21 protein-coding genes and 4 pseudogenes are annotated in these 13406 nt (G+C 57.9%); 18 read left to right on the top strand and 7 right to left on the bottom strand.

The genetic code is table 11. The features are described 5' to 3' along the window. Window positions 1-144 precede the first annotated feature (144 nt). Window positions 145-1041: pseudogene (locus tag ACPYOJ_RS06515) on the top strand (NADP-dependent oxidoreductase). A gap of 42 nt (window positions 1042-1083) precedes the next feature. Here the strand turns inward: ACPYOJ_RS06515 and ACPYOJ_RS06510 are convergent. The 3 genes from ACPYOJ_RS06510 to ACPYOJ_RS06500 form a co-directional block, all read right to left on the bottom strand. After that, a complete protein-coding gene (locus ACPYOJ_RS06510; protein WP_481415523.1) occupies window positions 1084-1359 on the bottom strand; it encodes a hypothetical protein in 276 nt (91 codons plus the stop codon). Window positions 1360-1370: 11 nt separating this feature from the next. Then, on the bottom strand, window positions 1371-1670 hold the full coding sequence (locus ACPYOJ_RS06505; protein WP_481415522.1) for a DUF982 domain-containing protein: 300 nt from the start codon (window positions 1668-1670) through the stop codon (window positions 1371-1373). Window positions 1671-1740: 70 nt separating this feature from the next. After that, window positions 1741-2217, bottom strand: coding sequence for an Hsp20 family protein (locus ACPYOJ_RS06500; RefSeq protein ID WP_481415521.1), 477 nt, complete (start codon window positions 2215-2217; stop codon window positions 1741-1743). Window positions 2218-2510: 293 nt separating this feature from the next. Between ACPYOJ_RS06500 and ACPYOJ_RS06495 the strand changes: the two genes are divergently transcribed. From ACPYOJ_RS06495 to ACPYOJ_RS06485, 3 genes are all read left to right on the top strand, one after another. Then, on the top strand, window positions 2511-2681 hold the full coding sequence (locus tag ACPYOJ_RS06495; RefSeq protein WP_481415520.1) for a DnaJ domain-containing protein: 171 nt from the start codon (window positions 2511-2513) through the stop codon (window positions 2679-2681). Window positions 2682-2921: 240 nt separating this feature from the next. Continuing rightward, the gene (locus ACPYOJ_RS06490) at window positions 2922-3272 is read left to right on the top strand and encodes a DnaJ C-terminal domain-containing protein (protein WP_481415519.1); all 351 of its coding nucleotides are present in this window, start codon (window positions 2922-2924) and stop codon (window positions 3270-3272) included. A 151-nt stretch (window positions 3273-3423) separates the two neighbouring features. Continuing rightward, window positions 3424-3648, top strand: coding sequence for a hypothetical protein (locus ACPYOJ_RS06485; protein WP_481415518.1), 225 nt, complete (start codon window positions 3424-3426; stop codon window positions 3646-3648). Window positions 3649-3651: 3 nt separating this feature from the next. Here ACPYOJ_RS06485 and ACPYOJ_RS06480 read toward each other — a convergent pair whose 3' ends face one another. Then, entirely contained in the window at window positions 3652-3942 is a 291-nt protein-coding gene (locus ACPYOJ_RS06480; protein WP_481415517.1) for a hypothetical protein, read from the bottom strand. Window positions 3943-4037: 95 nt separating this feature from the next. Continuing rightward, window positions 4038-4310, bottom strand: coding sequence for an usg protein (locus tag ACPYOJ_RS06475; protein ID WP_481415516.1), 273 nt, complete (start codon window positions 4308-4310; stop codon window positions 4038-4040). 272 nt (window positions 4311-4582) lie between these two features. Here ACPYOJ_RS06475 and groES point away from each other — a divergent pair, with 272 nt between their 5' ends. The 4 genes and pseudogenes from groES to ACPYOJ_RS06455 form a co-directional block, all read left to right on the top strand. Further along, the gene (groES, locus tag ACPYOJ_RS06470; protein WP_481415515.1) at window positions 4583-4897 is read left to right on the top strand and encodes a co-chaperone GroES; all 315 of its coding nucleotides are present in this window, start codon (window positions 4583-4585) and stop codon (window positions 4895-4897) included. A gap of 58 nt (window positions 4898-4955) precedes the next feature. Then, complete coding sequence (gene groL / locus ACPYOJ_RS06465; RefSeq protein WP_481415514.1) at window positions 4956-6584, top strand: chaperonin GroEL; 1629 nt, start codon at window positions 4956-4958, stop codon at window positions 6582-6584. Window positions 6585-6631: 47 nt separating this feature from the next. Next, window positions 6632-6844: a hypothetical protein gene (locus tag ACPYOJ_RS06460; RefSeq protein WP_481415513.1), complete on the top strand. Its 213-nt coding sequence runs from the start codon at window positions 6632-6634 to the stop codon at window positions 6842-6844. A 4-nt stretch (window positions 6845-6848) separates the two neighbouring features. Next, a pseudogene (locus tag ACPYOJ_RS06455) lies at window positions 6849-7031 on the top strand (hypothetical protein); the annotation flags it as partial. A gap of 41 nt (window positions 7032-7072) precedes the next feature. Here ACPYOJ_RS06455 and ACPYOJ_RS06450 read toward each other — a convergent pair. After that, on the bottom strand, window positions 7073-7294 hold the full coding sequence (locus ACPYOJ_RS06450) for a hypothetical protein (protein WP_168832231.1): 222 nt from the start codon (window positions 7292-7294) through the stop codon (window positions 7073-7075). 212 nt (window positions 7295-7506) lie between these two features. Between ACPYOJ_RS06450 and ACPYOJ_RS06445 the strand changes: the two genes are divergently transcribed. The 9 genes and pseudogenes from ACPYOJ_RS06445 to ACPYOJ_RS06405 all read left to right on the top strand — a co-directional run bounded on the left by ACPYOJ_RS06445 (window position 7507) and on the right by ACPYOJ_RS06405 (window position 11809). Then, window positions 7507-7980: an Hsp20 family protein gene (locus tag ACPYOJ_RS06445; RefSeq protein ID WP_481415512.1), complete on the top strand. Its 474-nt coding sequence runs from the start codon at window positions 7507-7509 to the stop codon at window positions 7978-7980. 90 nt (window positions 7981-8070) lie between these two features. Then, entirely contained in the window at window positions 8071-8580 is a 510-nt protein-coding gene (locus ACPYOJ_RS06440) for an Hsp20/alpha crystallin family protein (RefSeq protein ID WP_481415511.1), read from the top strand. A 394-nt stretch (window positions 8581-8974) separates the two neighbouring features. Continuing rightward, window positions 8975-9339: pseudogene (locus ACPYOJ_RS06435) on the top strand (SPW repeat protein). A gap of 80 nt (window positions 9340-9419) precedes the next feature. Then, complete coding sequence (locus tag ACPYOJ_RS06430; RefSeq protein ID WP_481415510.1) at window positions 9420-9638, top strand: hypothetical protein; 219 nt, start codon at window positions 9420-9422, stop codon at window positions 9636-9638. Continuing rightward, window positions 9550-9798, top strand: coding sequence for an outer membrane protein (locus ACPYOJ_RS06425; RefSeq protein ID WP_481415604.1), 249 nt, complete (start codon window positions 9550-9552; stop codon window positions 9796-9798). The genes ACPYOJ_RS06430 and ACPYOJ_RS06425 overlap by 89 nt, the downstream gene beginning before the upstream one ends. A gap of 72 nt (window positions 9799-9870) precedes the next feature. Next, a pseudogene (locus ACPYOJ_RS06420) lies at window positions 9871-10229 on the top strand (thermonuclease family protein). A 260-nt stretch (window positions 10230-10489) separates the two neighbouring features. Continuing rightward, window positions 10490-10777, top strand: a complete 288-nt coding sequence (gene gatC, locus ACPYOJ_RS06415; protein ID WP_481415509.1) for an Asp-tRNA(Asn)/Glu-tRNA(Gln) amidotransferase subunit GatC — start codon at window positions 10490-10492, stop codon at window positions 10775-10777. Between the two features lie 105 nt (window positions 10778-10882). Next, window positions 10883-11020, top strand: coding sequence for a hypothetical protein (locus ACPYOJ_RS06410; RefSeq protein ID WP_481415508.1), 138 nt, complete (start codon window positions 10883-10885; stop codon window positions 11018-11020). Between the two features lie 312 nt (window positions 11021-11332). Further along, complete coding sequence (locus tag ACPYOJ_RS06405) at window positions 11333-11809, top strand: Hsp20 family protein (RefSeq protein WP_481415507.1); 477 nt, start codon at window positions 11333-11335, stop codon at window positions 11807-11809. Between the two features lie 901 nt (window positions 11810-12710). On the opposite strand, the gene ACPYOJ_RS06400 is transcribed toward ACPYOJ_RS06405, so the two are convergent. After that, window positions 12711-12875 (bottom strand): hypothetical protein, encoded by a 165-nt coding sequence (locus tag ACPYOJ_RS06400; protein ID WP_481415506.1) that lies wholly within the window; start codon window positions 12873-12875, stop codon window positions 12711-12713. A gap of 405 nt (window positions 12876-13280) precedes the next feature. Here ACPYOJ_RS06400 and ACPYOJ_RS06395 point away from each other — a divergent pair. Next, window positions 13281-13406 (top strand): transposase (locus ACPYOJ_RS06395; RefSeq protein WP_481415603.1); only part of this gene is annotated, 126 nt, incomplete at its 3' end.

The following is a 13406-nucleotide window of genomic DNA, read 5'->3' as shown; positions in this document are numbered from 1 at the left end:
CGTGGCGCGACGTCACACAGGAAGCCGACGTTAAACCTTTGGCCGCGGGCGTCCCGCCGACAGCGATCTGCGTGGGATCGAGAAGACACCTCCACGCCTCTTAAATTACCGAACCAACCAACACACATAGGGGAGTTGATTCTCATGAAAGCGATTGTAGTCGGACCAGGCTGCATGCACGGCCGGAATGAAGCTGGTGGAGCGGCCCGAGCCGCAGACTGCGATAAACGACGTCGTCGTAAAGGTTCACGCGGCGGAATTCGTCAACGCCGAACTCGAATGGCTTCGAGCCGGACTGATCGCTCGTTTCATGATCGGGACGCCATCGATCCTCGGCCATGAGTTGGCCGGCGTGGTCACTGCGTTGGGTTATGGCACCACGGGGCTGTCGATAGGTCAACGGGGGTTCGGCCTATCGGACTGTATCGGGGACGGCACGCTCGCTGAATATGTCGCATAGAGGCTCGCAATCTCACGCCTCTGCCGGGGCGAGGTCGATTTACAGCGGGTGCGAGCCTGCCGATATCTTGCCTGACCGCATGGCAGGGCCTTTTCCAGCATGGTCGCCTTCAGGCGGGGCAAACTGTACTGGCACATGGGGCAGCCGGCACCGTCGGTTCCCTCGTGACGCAGCTTGCGCGGGAAGCGGGAGCCTATGTCACAGGTACCGGACGGGCAACCGATCGTCAGAAGGCCCTAGACTAGGGGGCGAATGAATTCCTCGACCTTGCAAGCGACACGCTGGAAGACGTTGGCGGCGTCGATCTAGGGTTCGACGTACTTGGCGGCGAGTTCAGACGCGGTCGGCGGCTGATCGGAGGAACGCTTGTAACAGCCGTTGGACCGACGGATATTCGTCTGATCGCGCACAGCTTTCCGAGATCGAACATCGGCAAAGTCTCTAGCCTGGGTGATGCGGTCGCGACCTTCAATTCGACTGAGCGGCGCCCGGGTAAGACGGTCATCCGCGTTGCCTTGAGAAACCGAGTGGGCGCGGCGCACGGATCTTTGGAGAGCCAATTGGCTCTCCAATTTGGCTAGGCTCGCCAAGTCGATGAAACAGGCAGCCTGAGATCGCCGAGATCAGAAACTGTACCGCCGGTCGAGCTCTGTGAGCGCAGACTGGATTTCATCGATCGAAACAGGCTCCGGTGTTCCGGGAATATGACGGAACGCCGGCTTCGAATCGGTCGCATAGAAGTCTGAAGCCCATGCCGCCAAAATGGTCCGTTTGTCGTCGGCTGACAGTGCAGTCGCTTTCACCACGTCGATCGGCCGCTGAAGCTGCATGCCCTGGAGCAAGATCGCCGGACCCATCGTCATGGCATTGCTCGCGGCCCGCTGCAACATATCGTGCATGTCGAGCCTCCTTAACGCACGTGCGGATCTCTGTCTCGCCGAAGGTGAGACGCGGCGATGGCATCAATCTCCGGCGCCAGCAAATCGTGCTTTTCGGCAAAGGCGGCAAACAGGCCCCGCGCAGTCTCTGCTTCTATCTCGCCGAGCAGTGCCGCGCGGCAAGCCTTCAGCGCAACCGAATGGGCGGCGTCCCTAAGCGATGGAGGCCATTCGGAAAGATGTCGATAGGCGTCCATGACGCTGCGAACCTCGGCGGGAATGCCAAGGCCGACAAGAATGGACACAGGTTGTTTGAACATGTCGGGTTTCATGACGCTCTCCTTTCCAACCCGCGATGTTGACGGGCGCCGTGACGACGACGCCCTTTCTCCAAAGCTCTGATTAGGCGGCCTTCTGCGCTTCGATCTGCGCCGGGGCGGCCGGGCGTGCAAGAGCCGGATTGGTCTGGATGTCGATCTTCCGCCGCTTAAGGGCCTCCGGGATTTCTCGAACGAGATCGATCGACAGGAGACCGTTCTTCAGTTCGGCGCCGTTCACCCTGACATGGTCTGCCAGCTCGAACCGGTGCTCGAACGGCCGGGCGGCGATGCCGCGATGCAGATAGCCTTCGGACGCCGTCTCCTGCTTCTTGCCGGTGACCGTGAGTAGATTGGATTGGAAGGTGATGTCGAGATCATCCTGGGCAAAGCCCGCCACTGCAATCGAGATGCGATAACTGTCATCACCAGTCTTGACGATGTCATAGGGCGGCCAATCGCTGATCGAGCGGGCGCGCTGGGCATTTTCGAGAAGATTGAAGACCCGGTCAAAGCCAACGCTCGAGCGGAACAAAGGTGCATAGTCGTAAGATGTTGCCATAGCCATATCCTCCTTGAAGCAACATGGGTACGCAAGCGCCGAAAGACGGGCGCTCCAAGCAAGACCAGCCCTGTCTTCAGCGGCTGGCGGCAATCGATCTGGTTTTTGGGATTTTCGGATTCAAGACCACCCGGAAAAAAAATCGACGATCGTTCCAGGTCACGTCAGGGAGATTGCGATTACCCCTGCTCAATTCCCTTGGTGATCGCTGTACGCTGACATTCCCACTCCAAAGCAGAGTTTGGCAACTTATATAGAACGAGAATTGTTATGCCGTTTGCCTGACAGGAGACATGTATGAGCCAAGACGCATACCAGCTTCTGGGCTGAAACCGGATGCGCATCAAAAGGAAATTCAGAGCACATTTCGCAAGCTCGCAAAGAAGTTGCACCCCGACTTAAACCCCGGCGATAAACGTGCCGAGGCAAAATTCAAGGAGATTCCGCTGCGTACGAGCTGTTGAGCGACGAAGAAAAGCGCGCCCGCTTCGACCGCGGTGAGATCGATATGACGGGCGCCGAACAAGCGCCCCGCAACTTCTATCGCGACTACGCATCGGCAGCCGGTCCTGGTGAGCCCCATCACAATGGAGCCGCTGTGCCGATTTTGGTGATGTGGACAATGTTTTCGCGAGCTTTTTTCGCGAAGCGCGGGCCCCGGGTGGGTCTCGATTCGTGCTTCTGGACGCGACCGCCATTTCTCATTGGAAGTCGATTTCTTCGACTCGGCCAATGGCGCCACGACCAAGGTCAGCCTTCCCGCCGGCCCGGCGCTTGAAGTCCAGATATCGGCCGGCACGCGTGACGGTCAGACCCACTACGGGGCAAGGACGATGGTTTCGGGGCGGTCCTGCCGGCGACGCACTGATCGATATCCCACCCGCTTTTTCACCCGCGATGGCGACGATATCCGCCTCGACCTGCCAGTCACGCTCAGCGAAGTCGTGCTTGGCGGCAAGGTGCGCGTGCCGACGCCCTCCGGCCCGGCAACGTGGTCCTGCCGCCCAATTCCAGCAGCGGAAAGGTATTGCGCATCCGCGAAAGAGTATGGATGATTTGATCATGGGCGATCGCGAATTCCGTCATCGCCTCAAGATCGAGGCGACTGAGCTGGAACTGTGGATCGAGTAGGGTTGCCTTACACCGCAGATCGCCGAGGACCAGCGCGACTTCGGGGATGCACATGTTGCCCGCGCGCGCCTGATCTTGGACCTGACGCGCGACATGGGGGTCAACGAGGCGGGCGTTGATGTTGTGATGGATCTCGTCGATCAGTTCCACAGCCTTCGCAGCGTCATGCGCGATCTGGTCTTGGCTGTTAGCAGACAGGATGCGGCAGTGAAGCAACGCTTGCATGCCGCCTTGGACGGACCGACGCACAATCTTCATAGTGCCACGATCGTGTGGGGAACTGAAGGAGCCGTGAAGTAGTCCTTAGTGCACGGCCTTGCTCACCATCCGGTAGGGATGCACGGCATTGAATTGCGAGATCATGGTAGACGCCTGAAGCAGCACGCGCTCGGCGTTCTGAACATTGTCGCGCGCCAGCTCGTCGGCGTTGACGCGGATTGCCTGCGCCATGTTGGCCGAAAGTGCGGCAAAGTGGCGGTTGCCTTCGACATAGGCCTCGTGTGCGGTACCCTCCAGAACGCGCGCAATATCGGCAAAGACCTCTTCTCGCTCCTCGATGCTGAGGTCTTTCATCATTTGAATTTTCTCTTCCATTTCGGTCTCACTCTGAACAGGCGTGCGATGCTGACCGAGCCCTTGCCCCCTCGATCGGGGAAAAAGCTAGGAAGGGAAAAATGTGGTTTCAAGCCTCAGTGCAGCTTGAACTCGCCTTCAACGCGGCGCCATTCGTTCGGTCCGATCAGACGCTGATGGGTATAGCGGACGGAATGCAGCGGACCGTCGAGGCTCGTCTGCCAGAAGCCCAGGAACTTGTGCATCTCGGGAAAATCGGGCGCGAGGTCGTAGTCCTGCCAGACATAGGTCTGTAGCACGGACTCGAAATCGGGAATGCGGTAGAGGATGTGTGCGGTGGTCAGACCATAGCCGTTGAGTTGGCGCTCCAGATCCGATGAGAATTGCATGCTTCATCTCCGTTTCATAACACTGTGAAGGTGGCTCAAAATTGTATACCCATCAACCGATTTTAAACGTAAGAAGCCCGTTTATTGTTCCTTTCCAGCATGTTAGCAGCAGCTCGTTACGAGTGCTAATTTTTCTTCTCCACCCTCTTGAAAAGAGAAAAAACCAAAAATAAGTTTTTCGCGCGAACGCTCAGACGAGGTTCGCACCCGCCCGGACTGGTGTCCGGTCCGGCAGGGAACAACGTCATCTTTTTTGCTCAACGGAGGAAAACATGTCGTTCCGACCGCTTCATGATCGCATTCTCGTCCGCCGGGTCGAATCCGAAGAAAAGACCAAAGGCGGGATCATCATTCCCGATACCGCCAAGGAAAAGCCGCAGGAAGGCGAAGTCATCGCCGTTGGTCCTGGCGCGCGCAACGATGCCGGTCAGCTTCAGGCGCTCGACGTCAAGGCGGGAGATCGCATCCTGTTCGGCAAATGGTCCGGTACCGAGATCAAGATCAACGGCGAAGACCTGCTGATCATGAAGGAAAGCGATGTCATGGGCATCATCGAGGCACAGGCCGAGCAGAAGAAAGCCGCCTAAGAGCGCAATCCGTAGATCCAACCACCGGTCAGATAGCTGCCTATTGAGGAGTTAAAAAATGGCTGCGAAAGAAGTCAAATTCAACACCGACGCCCGTGAACGCATGCTGCGTGGGGTCGATGTGCTTGCCAATGCCGTGAAGGTCACCCTTGGCCCAAAAGGCCGCAACGTCGTCATCGACAAGTCCTTCGGTGCTCCACGCATCACCAAGGACGGGGTTTCGGTCGCCAAGGAAATCGAACTGGAAGACAAGTTCGAGAACATGGGCGCCCAGATGCTGCGCGAAGTCGCGTCGAAGACAAACGACCTGGCCGGTGACGGCACCACGACAGCGACTGTACTTGCACAGGCTATCGTCAAGGAAGGCGCCAAGGCGGTCGCTTCTGGTATGAACCCGATGGACCTAAAGCGCGGCATCGACATTGCTGTCGAGGCCGTCGTCAAGGAACTGAAGACCAACGCTCGAAAGATCACCAGCAATTCCGAGATCGCTCAGGTGGGCACAGTGTCGGCCAATGGCGACGCCGAGATTGGTCGCTATCTTGCCGAAGCGATGGAGAAGGTCGGCAACGAAGGCGTCATCACCGTCGAGGAAGCCAAGACCGCCGAGACCGAACTCGAAGTGGTCGAAGGCATGCAGTTCGACCGCGGCTATCTCAGCCCCTACTTTGTCACCAACCAGGACAAGATGCGCGTCGAGTTCGAGGATCCCTACATCCTGATCCACGAAAAGAAGCTTTCGAACCTGCAGACCATGCTCCCGGTTCTCGAAGCTGTCGTTCAGTCGTCCAAGCCGTTGCTGATCATCGCTGAAGACGTCGAAGGCGAAGCACTTGCGACCCTCGTCGTCAACAAGCTCCGCGGCGGCCTCAAGATCGCTGCTGTCAAGGCTCCGGGCTTCGGCGACCGCCGCAAGGCCATGCTGGAGGACATCGCCATCCTGACGGGCGGCACTGTCATCTCCGAAGATCTCGGCATCAAGCTTGAAAATGTCACCCTCAACATGCTCGGCCGAGCCAAGAAGGTATCGATCGAAAAGGAAAACACCACCATCATCGACGGTGTTGGCTCCAAGGCTGAGATCGATGGTCGCGTTGCACAGATCCGTGCGCAGATCGATGAAACCACCTCCGACTACGACCGCGAGAAGCTGCAGGAACGTCTTGCCAAGCTCGCTGGCGGTGTCGCCGTTATCCGCGTCGGCGGTTCAACGGAAGTCGAAGTGAAGGAGAAGAAGGATCGCGTTGACGACGCCCTGCATGCCACGCGTGCCGCCGTCGAGGAAGGCATTTTGCCAGGCGGCGGCGTTGCACTGCTGCGGGCGGTCAAGGCACTCGATAATCTCACGACCGTCAACCCGGACCAGAAGGTCGGCGTAGAGATCGTCCGCCGCGCGATCGAAGCACCTGTTCGCCAGATCGCCGAGAATGCCGGTGCAGAAGGCTCCGTGATTGTCGGCAAGCTGCGTGAGAAGGCCGATTTCTCCTACGGCTGGAACGCGCAGACCGGCGAGTACGGTGATCTCTACGCTCAGGGCGTCATTGATCCGGCCAAGGTCGTGCGCACCGCGCTCCAGGATGCCGCTTCCGTTGCCGGTCTGCTGGTGACGACGGAAGCGATGATCGCCGAAAAGCCCAAGAAGGATGCCGATCCGGCCCTGCCCGCTGGCGCCGGCATGGACTACTAAGAAGGCGTGCCCGCCGCGAAAGCGGCGGGCGTTCCTTGGAGCGGCAGATGACGAGCAGTCATCTTTCGAGGGAAGACCTCCGCATATGTGTCGATGTCGTCAAGACCATCGCGCGCGAACGCGGGATTGCAAAGGACCCGGCGGCCGTCGCCGAATTGATGACGGCTGTCGGCCGCTGCTTCAAAAGAGGCATCCGAGTCCACGACGAACTGGTGGAGGCCATGAGGGCCAACGCCTCGCAGGAAGCGCCCGGTCAATGACGCACCGGGCGCTTTGCAAGTCAGTTTCAAGGAGCCGCATCTGCCGTCATTCCTCGACGAGGTGATCCTGCGGCGCCTGCGGATCGGCGATGGCGTGGCCGACGTCGCCATCCGCCGCTCCGGCCGTCAGGTCGTGGTCGACGTCCTCGATCGCCGAGGCGATGTTCGGGTGGTCACGATGGCATAGGCCAGGCAGCAACTCAAAGGAGGCGGGGTCGCCCGCCTTGCCTATTCCGGCTCCTCTTCATTTGAGACCAACAGATCGATCAGGGCGGCAACTCTGCCGGTCGGCAGAGGCCGCCCTTCACCCATCAAGGCTTCGTCATTGTTAGCCCACGCAAATGCCTCAGCGAGTTCAGCCGCCGTCGCACCTGTCGCCCTGACCTCCGCCACCAGAATTTCATCGACAGGCCCAAGAATGGCGATGACGTCTTCAGATGTCATTGTCATATCCACTCTCCTTTCTCTTGCCTTCTCTAATGTGGTGCGACCAACAAAAAAATCATTTCCTATGTCAGGTAATTCCACTCCTCTTGATACGGCAAGCCACTGGATTATATCAATATTGTTCGATTGCCCAATGGGAGTCGACAAGTCCAGGAAGCGGCCAAGTGCTCTTGGCGTCTCCTTGTGTCCATGTTGCTTATAAGGAGGATATGGCTATGAGGACAAACCTCGATTTTTCTTCCCTGTTCCGGTCGAGCGTCGGTTTCGACCGGATACTGAATGCGCTCGAAACTGCAAGCCGTGTCGAGGCGATCGACAACTGGCCGCCCTACGACATCGTCAAGTCCGGTGGGGACGATTACCGCATTGCCATGGCAGTTGCGGGCTTCTCGCAGGACGAACTGACGATTACTCAGGAGCAGAACATGCTCGTCGTATCGGGCCAGAAGGCGAATGCTGAAGATGTGCAGTATCTGCATCGCGGCATCGCCGGCCGCTCGTTCCAGCGCCGGTTCGAGCTCGCCGACCACGTCAAGGTCGTGGGCGCCGGGCTTGTCAATGGTCTTCTGACCATCGACCTCAAGCGCGAAATCCCGGAGGAGATGAAGCCGCGCAAGATCGAGATCGCAACCGATACGCTGCCCATGACTCAGACGAAGCAGATCGAGGCCGAGAAGCAGGCGGCTTAAGGCTTCCACCACAATAAGCGCACTGGCGCCGGGCTAGGCTCGGCCCAGCAGTGAAGCTTTGCCAAGCGAACCATCAGAAAGGAGAAAATCATGAGTATGCGTGATTTGATTCCCTGGGGCCGCGACAACGGCAACCAGGTTCCGAGCCTTTTTCGCGATGACGGGCGTGATCCGTTCCTGTCGCTGCATCGCGAGGTAAACCGGCTGTTCGACGACGTCTTCCGCGGCTTCGGCTCCAGCCTGCCATCCGTTGCCCGGACATCCGCATTCAGTACCGGTTGGCCGAGCGTCGAGATCTCCGACACGGACAAGGAGATCAAGGTGACGGCCGAAGTGCCCGGCCTTGAGGAAAAGGACATCGAGGTCCTGCTCAATGACGGAGTGCTAACGCTGAAGGGCGAAAAGCGCTCAGAGAGCGAGGACAAGGATCGGCACTTCTCTGAGCGTTATTACGGCCGGTTCGAGCGCCGCATCCCGCTCGGTTTCGAAGTCAAGGAAGATGAGGTCGATGCTCGCTTCAAGAACGGCGTGCTGACCGTGACCTTGCCGAAGAGCGACAAGGCGCAGTCGCAGGTCAAGCGCATCGCCATCAAGAGTTGATATCAATCAAAGCGCCGAGGGCGGCCATGGGCCGCCGTCGGTCTCGATGCTTCGCCAGCAGGGAGGGATAAATGACAGAGACTGTTAGACACACCACGAAAACAACACACCTGTTTCGGCTTCCAAGGCTCGAACGACAACCGGCGAAGCAGTCTTTCTCTCGATGCTCCCAGTCTCCAAAAAATGCCGTTGCGTGTATCTCGCCAAACAGGTGCGGCACCGAGGCTGGATCTGCTGGGGCCGTACCTACCAGCAGGAACAGTGCCTGTTCCGTCTCCTCTTCCCCGACAACCGGACATCGCAGCAACGGCGGTTCAATTGCTGCTGCCGCACCCGTCTTCTGCCAGCAGGAGGCGGCCCATTAATGCGCAACACTGATGAGGAAAAATGAACCATGCTGAGGTCCCTGCCTTCGAACAACCGGGCGGCTTTCGATGTCCTCAATATCGTTGCCGGTCTTGGTCTAGTGCTATCGCCATGGCTGCTCGGCTTCGCCGCCGAAGCCTACGCCGCCTGGAACGCCTGGATCGTCGGTATTGTCATTGTCGGCATCGCCGCGGTGGCGCTTTATGCTTTCTATGAGGCGGAAGAATGGATCAATCTGATGCTCGGTATCTGGGCCGCAGTCGCGCCATGGGTCCTTTGCTTCTCGGTGGTGACACGGCAATGTGGGCGCATGTGATTGCCGGCATTGTGGTCGCAGTCCTGGCCACTGGCGGCATCTGGTTTAGCCACAACCATCCGCTGTCGACCGTGTAAGAAATTGAGAACGGTCGAGGCCTTCGGCCCGTCCTTTTTGCACCCCTCACGCGTCACGCGTGAGGGGAAGGAAGCTCCAGATGGACAACATCGTGATCGGTTTCGAGGGTGACCTCTATAGAAATTGGAACGAAGAGGATTTCGGCGTTCCCGCTTCCGTTGAAACCACCGCTCAAGGGTCGTTTCCAGGTCGCGTCGGGTTTGCTTTAGATCGAGCCTTGTTTTTACGGCACGGCGGGTTGGACGACCGCGCGAGCCGAGGCACATACCCCTGGCGGCACGTCGAGCGATACGCTTAGCGGGTACACGGTTGGGGCGCGTGTCGATTATGCATTCACCAACAATATCTTTGCCAGGGGGAGTATCGCTTCACTGACTTCGGCACCGGAAACTTTGGTGGCGGATCAGTGGACTTTGATCTCGACCATGCTCACGGTGGGCATCGGCTTGCAATTCTAAGAATGACCTGTCGCGGCTGCCAAGGCATAGAGGAGCGCGATAGTGGTCACCGAACTGCTGGTTTGCGCCTCAATGGCGGCTGTCGACGGCGATACGGTCAAGTGCCTGCCGAGTGGTCAGAATATGCGATTGCTGGGGGAAGGTGTTCCGTTCGTCTCGGGGCATCGACACGCCGGAGATCGGGTCGCACGCGAAGTGCATCAAGAAACGGAGGCTGGCGTTAATCGCCAAGGGAAGGTTGAAAGAGCTTTTGGCTAAAAAAGGCTTGCGGGTGGAATGGAGCGGAGCGGTGGACGCAACACCTTCTCACCGCCCACTGGTGAATATCTGCCGGGCCAATGGTGAAGAAATCGGCAAGACGCTACTCAAGGACGGCTTTGCTCGAGGGGCGGCCCGGGCATCGAAACGACTGGTGCACCACAGAGTCCTGACGAGATTGCAACCGTACGGCAGCAGACCAATGCTTGAAGCTGGCCACTAACGGCCCAAATTTCAGTTAATGCCGTTTAAACACCGAGCCGTTTGTTAATCCGTTGCCGCATTGATGGCGGGTTGGTTCCCATATCTCGACCTCAGTCGCCAGTGATGTCGGGTTGGCAGTTCTCATCCTGGTGCCGCTCGGTCACTATTTACTCTTACCTGCCCGCTCCTGCGGGGCTACTTTGAGCCAGCATACGGTTTGTAAAATGCCATGTCCGTCGACTTTGCCACCATTAAGCGCGTTGCGCACCTTGCCCGTATTGCCCTCTCGGAAGAAGAGGCAAACCTCATGGTTGGCGAGCTGAACGGTATTCTCGGTTTCATCGAGCAGCTTTCGGAAGTGGACGTTGAGAGCGTCGAGGCGATGACTTCGGTTATGCCTATGGCAATAAAGATGCGCGCGGACGAAGTCACGGAAGGCAACAGGGCCGCCGATATCGTTTCCAATGCGCCGCTCGCCGATCAGAATTTCTTCCTGGTGCCTAAAGTGGTCGAATAACCTCTCCCGCTTTCGGCTCCGTTGCTGGATGTATTAACCCTTGAAAGGCACAAAGCCGTCGCCCAAATCTGTATGCGTCAAACCCGCCAAGTTAAGGAGGTTGCAATGGCGCTCGACAAGTTTGACCACCCTATTTATGCGCAGCGGAAATACTTCGTTCAGGAAATAGCGGGAGTTGACGACATGTTCGACTACCTGGATGAGTGGCCCCTGAGAAGCGAAGCCCCACCTACCAGACCTTAATCGACCTTTGCAGAGAAGCAGCATGTGGCAGACGTCCAACGTCGACGGTGCGCGAGAATTTTCGGCGCTTTTTGAAGAAAAACGGGAAACTCGCCGAACTCGAGGACATCCCACCATTCATGAGGCGTGTCACCAATCGCACCATCGGCGGCACCTAAGCTATGCGCCATCTGGACGTCTTGAACGGCAAATATTCCATCACTACATCTAATATACCGGATGCCAAGGCGGACCGGCAAAGCTGAGTGAGCGTCGAGGACGACTTGGACTTGGCGCTCTCGTATCCATGTTGCTTCAAAGGAGGATGTGGCTATGAGAACTACCACTTTCGATTTCTCGCCCCTGTTCCGGTCGAGCATCGGATTCGATCGTATGTTGGACGCGCTTGAGGCGGCAAGCCGCATCGAGACCGGCGACAACTGGCCCCCGTATGACATCGTCAAGACCGGCGGGGATGATTACCGCATCGCAATGGCTGTGGCGGGCTTTTCGCAGGACGAACTGACGATGATCCGGGAACAGAACATGCTTATCGTGTCGGGCCAGAAGAAAAATGGCCAAGACGGCGAGTACCTGCACCGGGGCATGGCGGGTCGGAGCTTCGAGCGTCGCTTCGAGCTTGCAGACCACGTCAAGATCGTTGGTGCAAACCTGAACGACGGTCTCTTGACAGTCGATCTCAAACGCGAGGTTCCGGAGGAAATGAAGCCGCGTCGTATCGAGATCAAGAGCGACCTGGCCGTTGGCAACGATCAGACTAAGCAGATCGAAGGTGAGAAGGTCGTTTGACAACCAGTATCAGACGTCTAACGGGCATCGGGCGCCCCGCCCGGTGCCTTTGGCGTCTTTAGCTCATGGAGAGCCTGGTTTCGGCAATTGAGCCAATGAAGATGAAGCAGTGACCGTGCGGCGCGCTATTCTGCCGGATTGCGCCCGGAGTCACCCTGCCAGCGCATCCAGCCGAATTCCGGCGAGCTGACCCCGCAACCTTCTCCACAAGTCAGCGGGGTCTTTTTTCTTACGCTGCGAACGGGAACAGAGATCGACTTACTTGGTCAAGGAGAAGACCGTGCGGCAATCTTGCTGGTAACCACCATCAACGAAGACGCACTTCATCGTGACGCGCGGTCACCGTCCCCATTAAACGACCCGCTTCTTATGGAACATTGCAGAACCAGCCTTGTTCTGCACACTTGGGCCGCGTCGCAGTTTCTCCTGTTCAACCGGCTGATGACACCCCTCTCCGGGTGCCGCGTGGTCAATCCCGCGCTGGATGGCTAGGGGAGCTATGAGGCGCGGCAAGGCTAGCTTCCGCAGGTGCGGGCCCTTCGATCGGTAACCATTATTGATTATTGACGAGCAGGCTCCCCGGGGCTTTAGTTTCAAGCGCTGCAGCCCCCAGCACGGCACAATGACGGCCACCTACCCAATATCCGAGGCCGCCATGAGGCCAGGGGCTCGCTATCTCCGACCCTTTTGGACGAGCCCTTGGTCGTATTTCCGCGTATTATTGCGTCAGGCCTGTCTGCCCCGCGGAGAGCCTCTGGCGTTCGATACGGTCGACGCGCTCCGGACGCATTTGCCTTTGACCCAATCGCCCAGCCCCTGACCGCCGCGCCGCTGCTCCGATCGCCCTATCACGTTGAGATAGTAGTAAAGCTCACTCCAGGAGAGGCGATTTGCCTCCACTTCACGCGCAGTAGAAATTTCGCCCATCAGACAGTCTCAGGTCGAACTCTTGAGGAACGGCGAGCGCTCCATCTACAGCCAACCGAGCCCCTCCATCGGACATGTCCTTGACGATATAGTCCAGAACGCTTGCGCCGCCGTTCAACAGGATCTTGCCTCCGATCAAAGTCCGTTTTCTGTGCGTCGATTGCTGTCCATAGGCACCCCATGCGTTGCCTTGCAGTCTATTCCTGTGCAATCACTTAAAGGTTAAGATGCAGCCTCCGTACGATCTCGAGCGGAGGCGTCAGAAGCTTCAGGACGATTTGGTGTCGAGCAAATCACAGGCGACCGCCCTGTTGCATATCCGCAGGGTTTTCAGAAATGTCTACCAAACATTCCCAGCCAGCGCTAAAGTGCACTTCAGAGGTTCTGGGAGTATGGAGCACAGACCCTTCGACAAATTCAGGTACGGTCTTGCGTCCCTTCTGGTGCGCCGCCCCCATTTGCGGCCCCGTGCGAATACGGTGACCTGCCACGGGTAATTTCCTCCAAAATGGATTAGAGTTCCGGCCTATTAAAGGACGGACGAATGAAGAAGCAGAGATTTACGGAAGAGCAGATTATTGCGGTGCTGAAGGAGCAGGAGGCTGGTGCGAAGGCAGCCGACCTCTGCCGCAAGCACGGAATTTCGGAAGCGACGTTTTACAACTGGAAA

This window comes from Rhizobium sp. SVR5-9E, from assembly GCF_056755095.1.
Note: the sequence above shows the minus strand (reverse complement) of the source record. Positions and strands in the feature narration are given on the sequence as shown.

What these genes read in the sequence shown, in the direction of transcription:
- ACPYOJ_RS06510 (WP_481415523.1), bottom strand. Translation starts at nt 1,359, where the DNA reads ATGCACGATATGTTGCAGCGGGCCGCGAGCAATGCCATGACGATGGGT.
- ACPYOJ_RS06505 (WP_481415522.1), bottom strand. Translation starts at nt 1,670, where the DNA reads ATGAAACCCGACATGTTCAAACAACCTGTGTCCATTCTTGTCGGCCTT.
- ACPYOJ_RS06500 (WP_481415521.1), bottom strand. Translation starts at nt 2,217, where the DNA reads ATGGCAACATCTTACGACTATGCACCTTTGTTCCGCTCGAGCGTTGGC.
- ACPYOJ_RS06495 (WP_481415520.1), top strand. Translation starts at nt 2,511, where the DNA reads ATGTATGAGCCAAGACGCATACCAGCTTCTGGGCTGAAACCGGATGCG.
- ACPYOJ_RS06480 (WP_481415517.1), bottom strand. Translation starts at nt 3,942, where the DNA reads ATGGAAGAGAAAATTCAAATGATGAAAGACCTCAGCATCGAGGAGCGA.
- ACPYOJ_RS06475 (WP_481415516.1), bottom strand. Translation starts at nt 4,310, where the DNA reads ATGCAATTCTCATCGGATCTGGAGCGCCAACTCAACGGCTATGGTCTG.
- groES (WP_481415515.1), top strand. Translation starts at nt 4,583, where the DNA reads ATGTCGTTCCGACCGCTTCATGATCGCATTCTCGTCCGCCGGGTCGAA.
- groL (WP_481415514.1), top strand. Translation starts at nt 4,956, where the DNA reads ATGGCTGCGAAAGAAGTCAAATTCAACACCGACGCCCGTGAACGCATG.
- ACPYOJ_RS06460 (WP_481415513.1), top strand. Translation starts at nt 6,632, where the DNA reads ATGACGAGCAGTCATCTTTCGAGGGAAGACCTCCGCATATGTGTCGAT.
- ACPYOJ_RS06450 (WP_168832231.1), bottom strand. Translation starts at nt 7,294, where the DNA reads ATGACAATGACATCTGAAGACGTCATCGCCATTCTTGGGCCTGTCGAT.
- ACPYOJ_RS06445 (WP_481415512.1), top strand. Translation starts at nt 7,507, where the DNA reads ATGAGGACAAACCTCGATTTTTCTTCCCTGTTCCGGTCGAGCGTCGGT.
- ACPYOJ_RS06440 (WP_481415511.1), top strand. Translation starts at nt 8,071, where the DNA reads ATGAGTATGCGTGATTTGATTCCCTGGGGCCGCGACAACGGCAACCAG.
- ACPYOJ_RS06430 (WP_481415510.1), top strand. Translation starts at nt 9,420, where the DNA reads ATGGACAACATCGTGATCGGTTTCGAGGGTGACCTCTATAGAAATTGG.
- gatC (WP_481415509.1), top strand. Translation starts at nt 10,490, where the DNA reads ATGTCCGTCGACTTTGCCACCATTAAGCGCGTTGCGCACCTTGCCCGT.
- ACPYOJ_RS06410 (WP_481415508.1), top strand. Translation starts at nt 10,883, where the DNA reads ATGGCGCTCGACAAGTTTGACCACCCTATTTATGCGCAGCGGAAATAC.
- ACPYOJ_RS06405 (WP_481415507.1), top strand. Translation starts at nt 11,333, where the DNA reads ATGAGAACTACCACTTTCGATTTCTCGCCCCTGTTCCGGTCGAGCATC.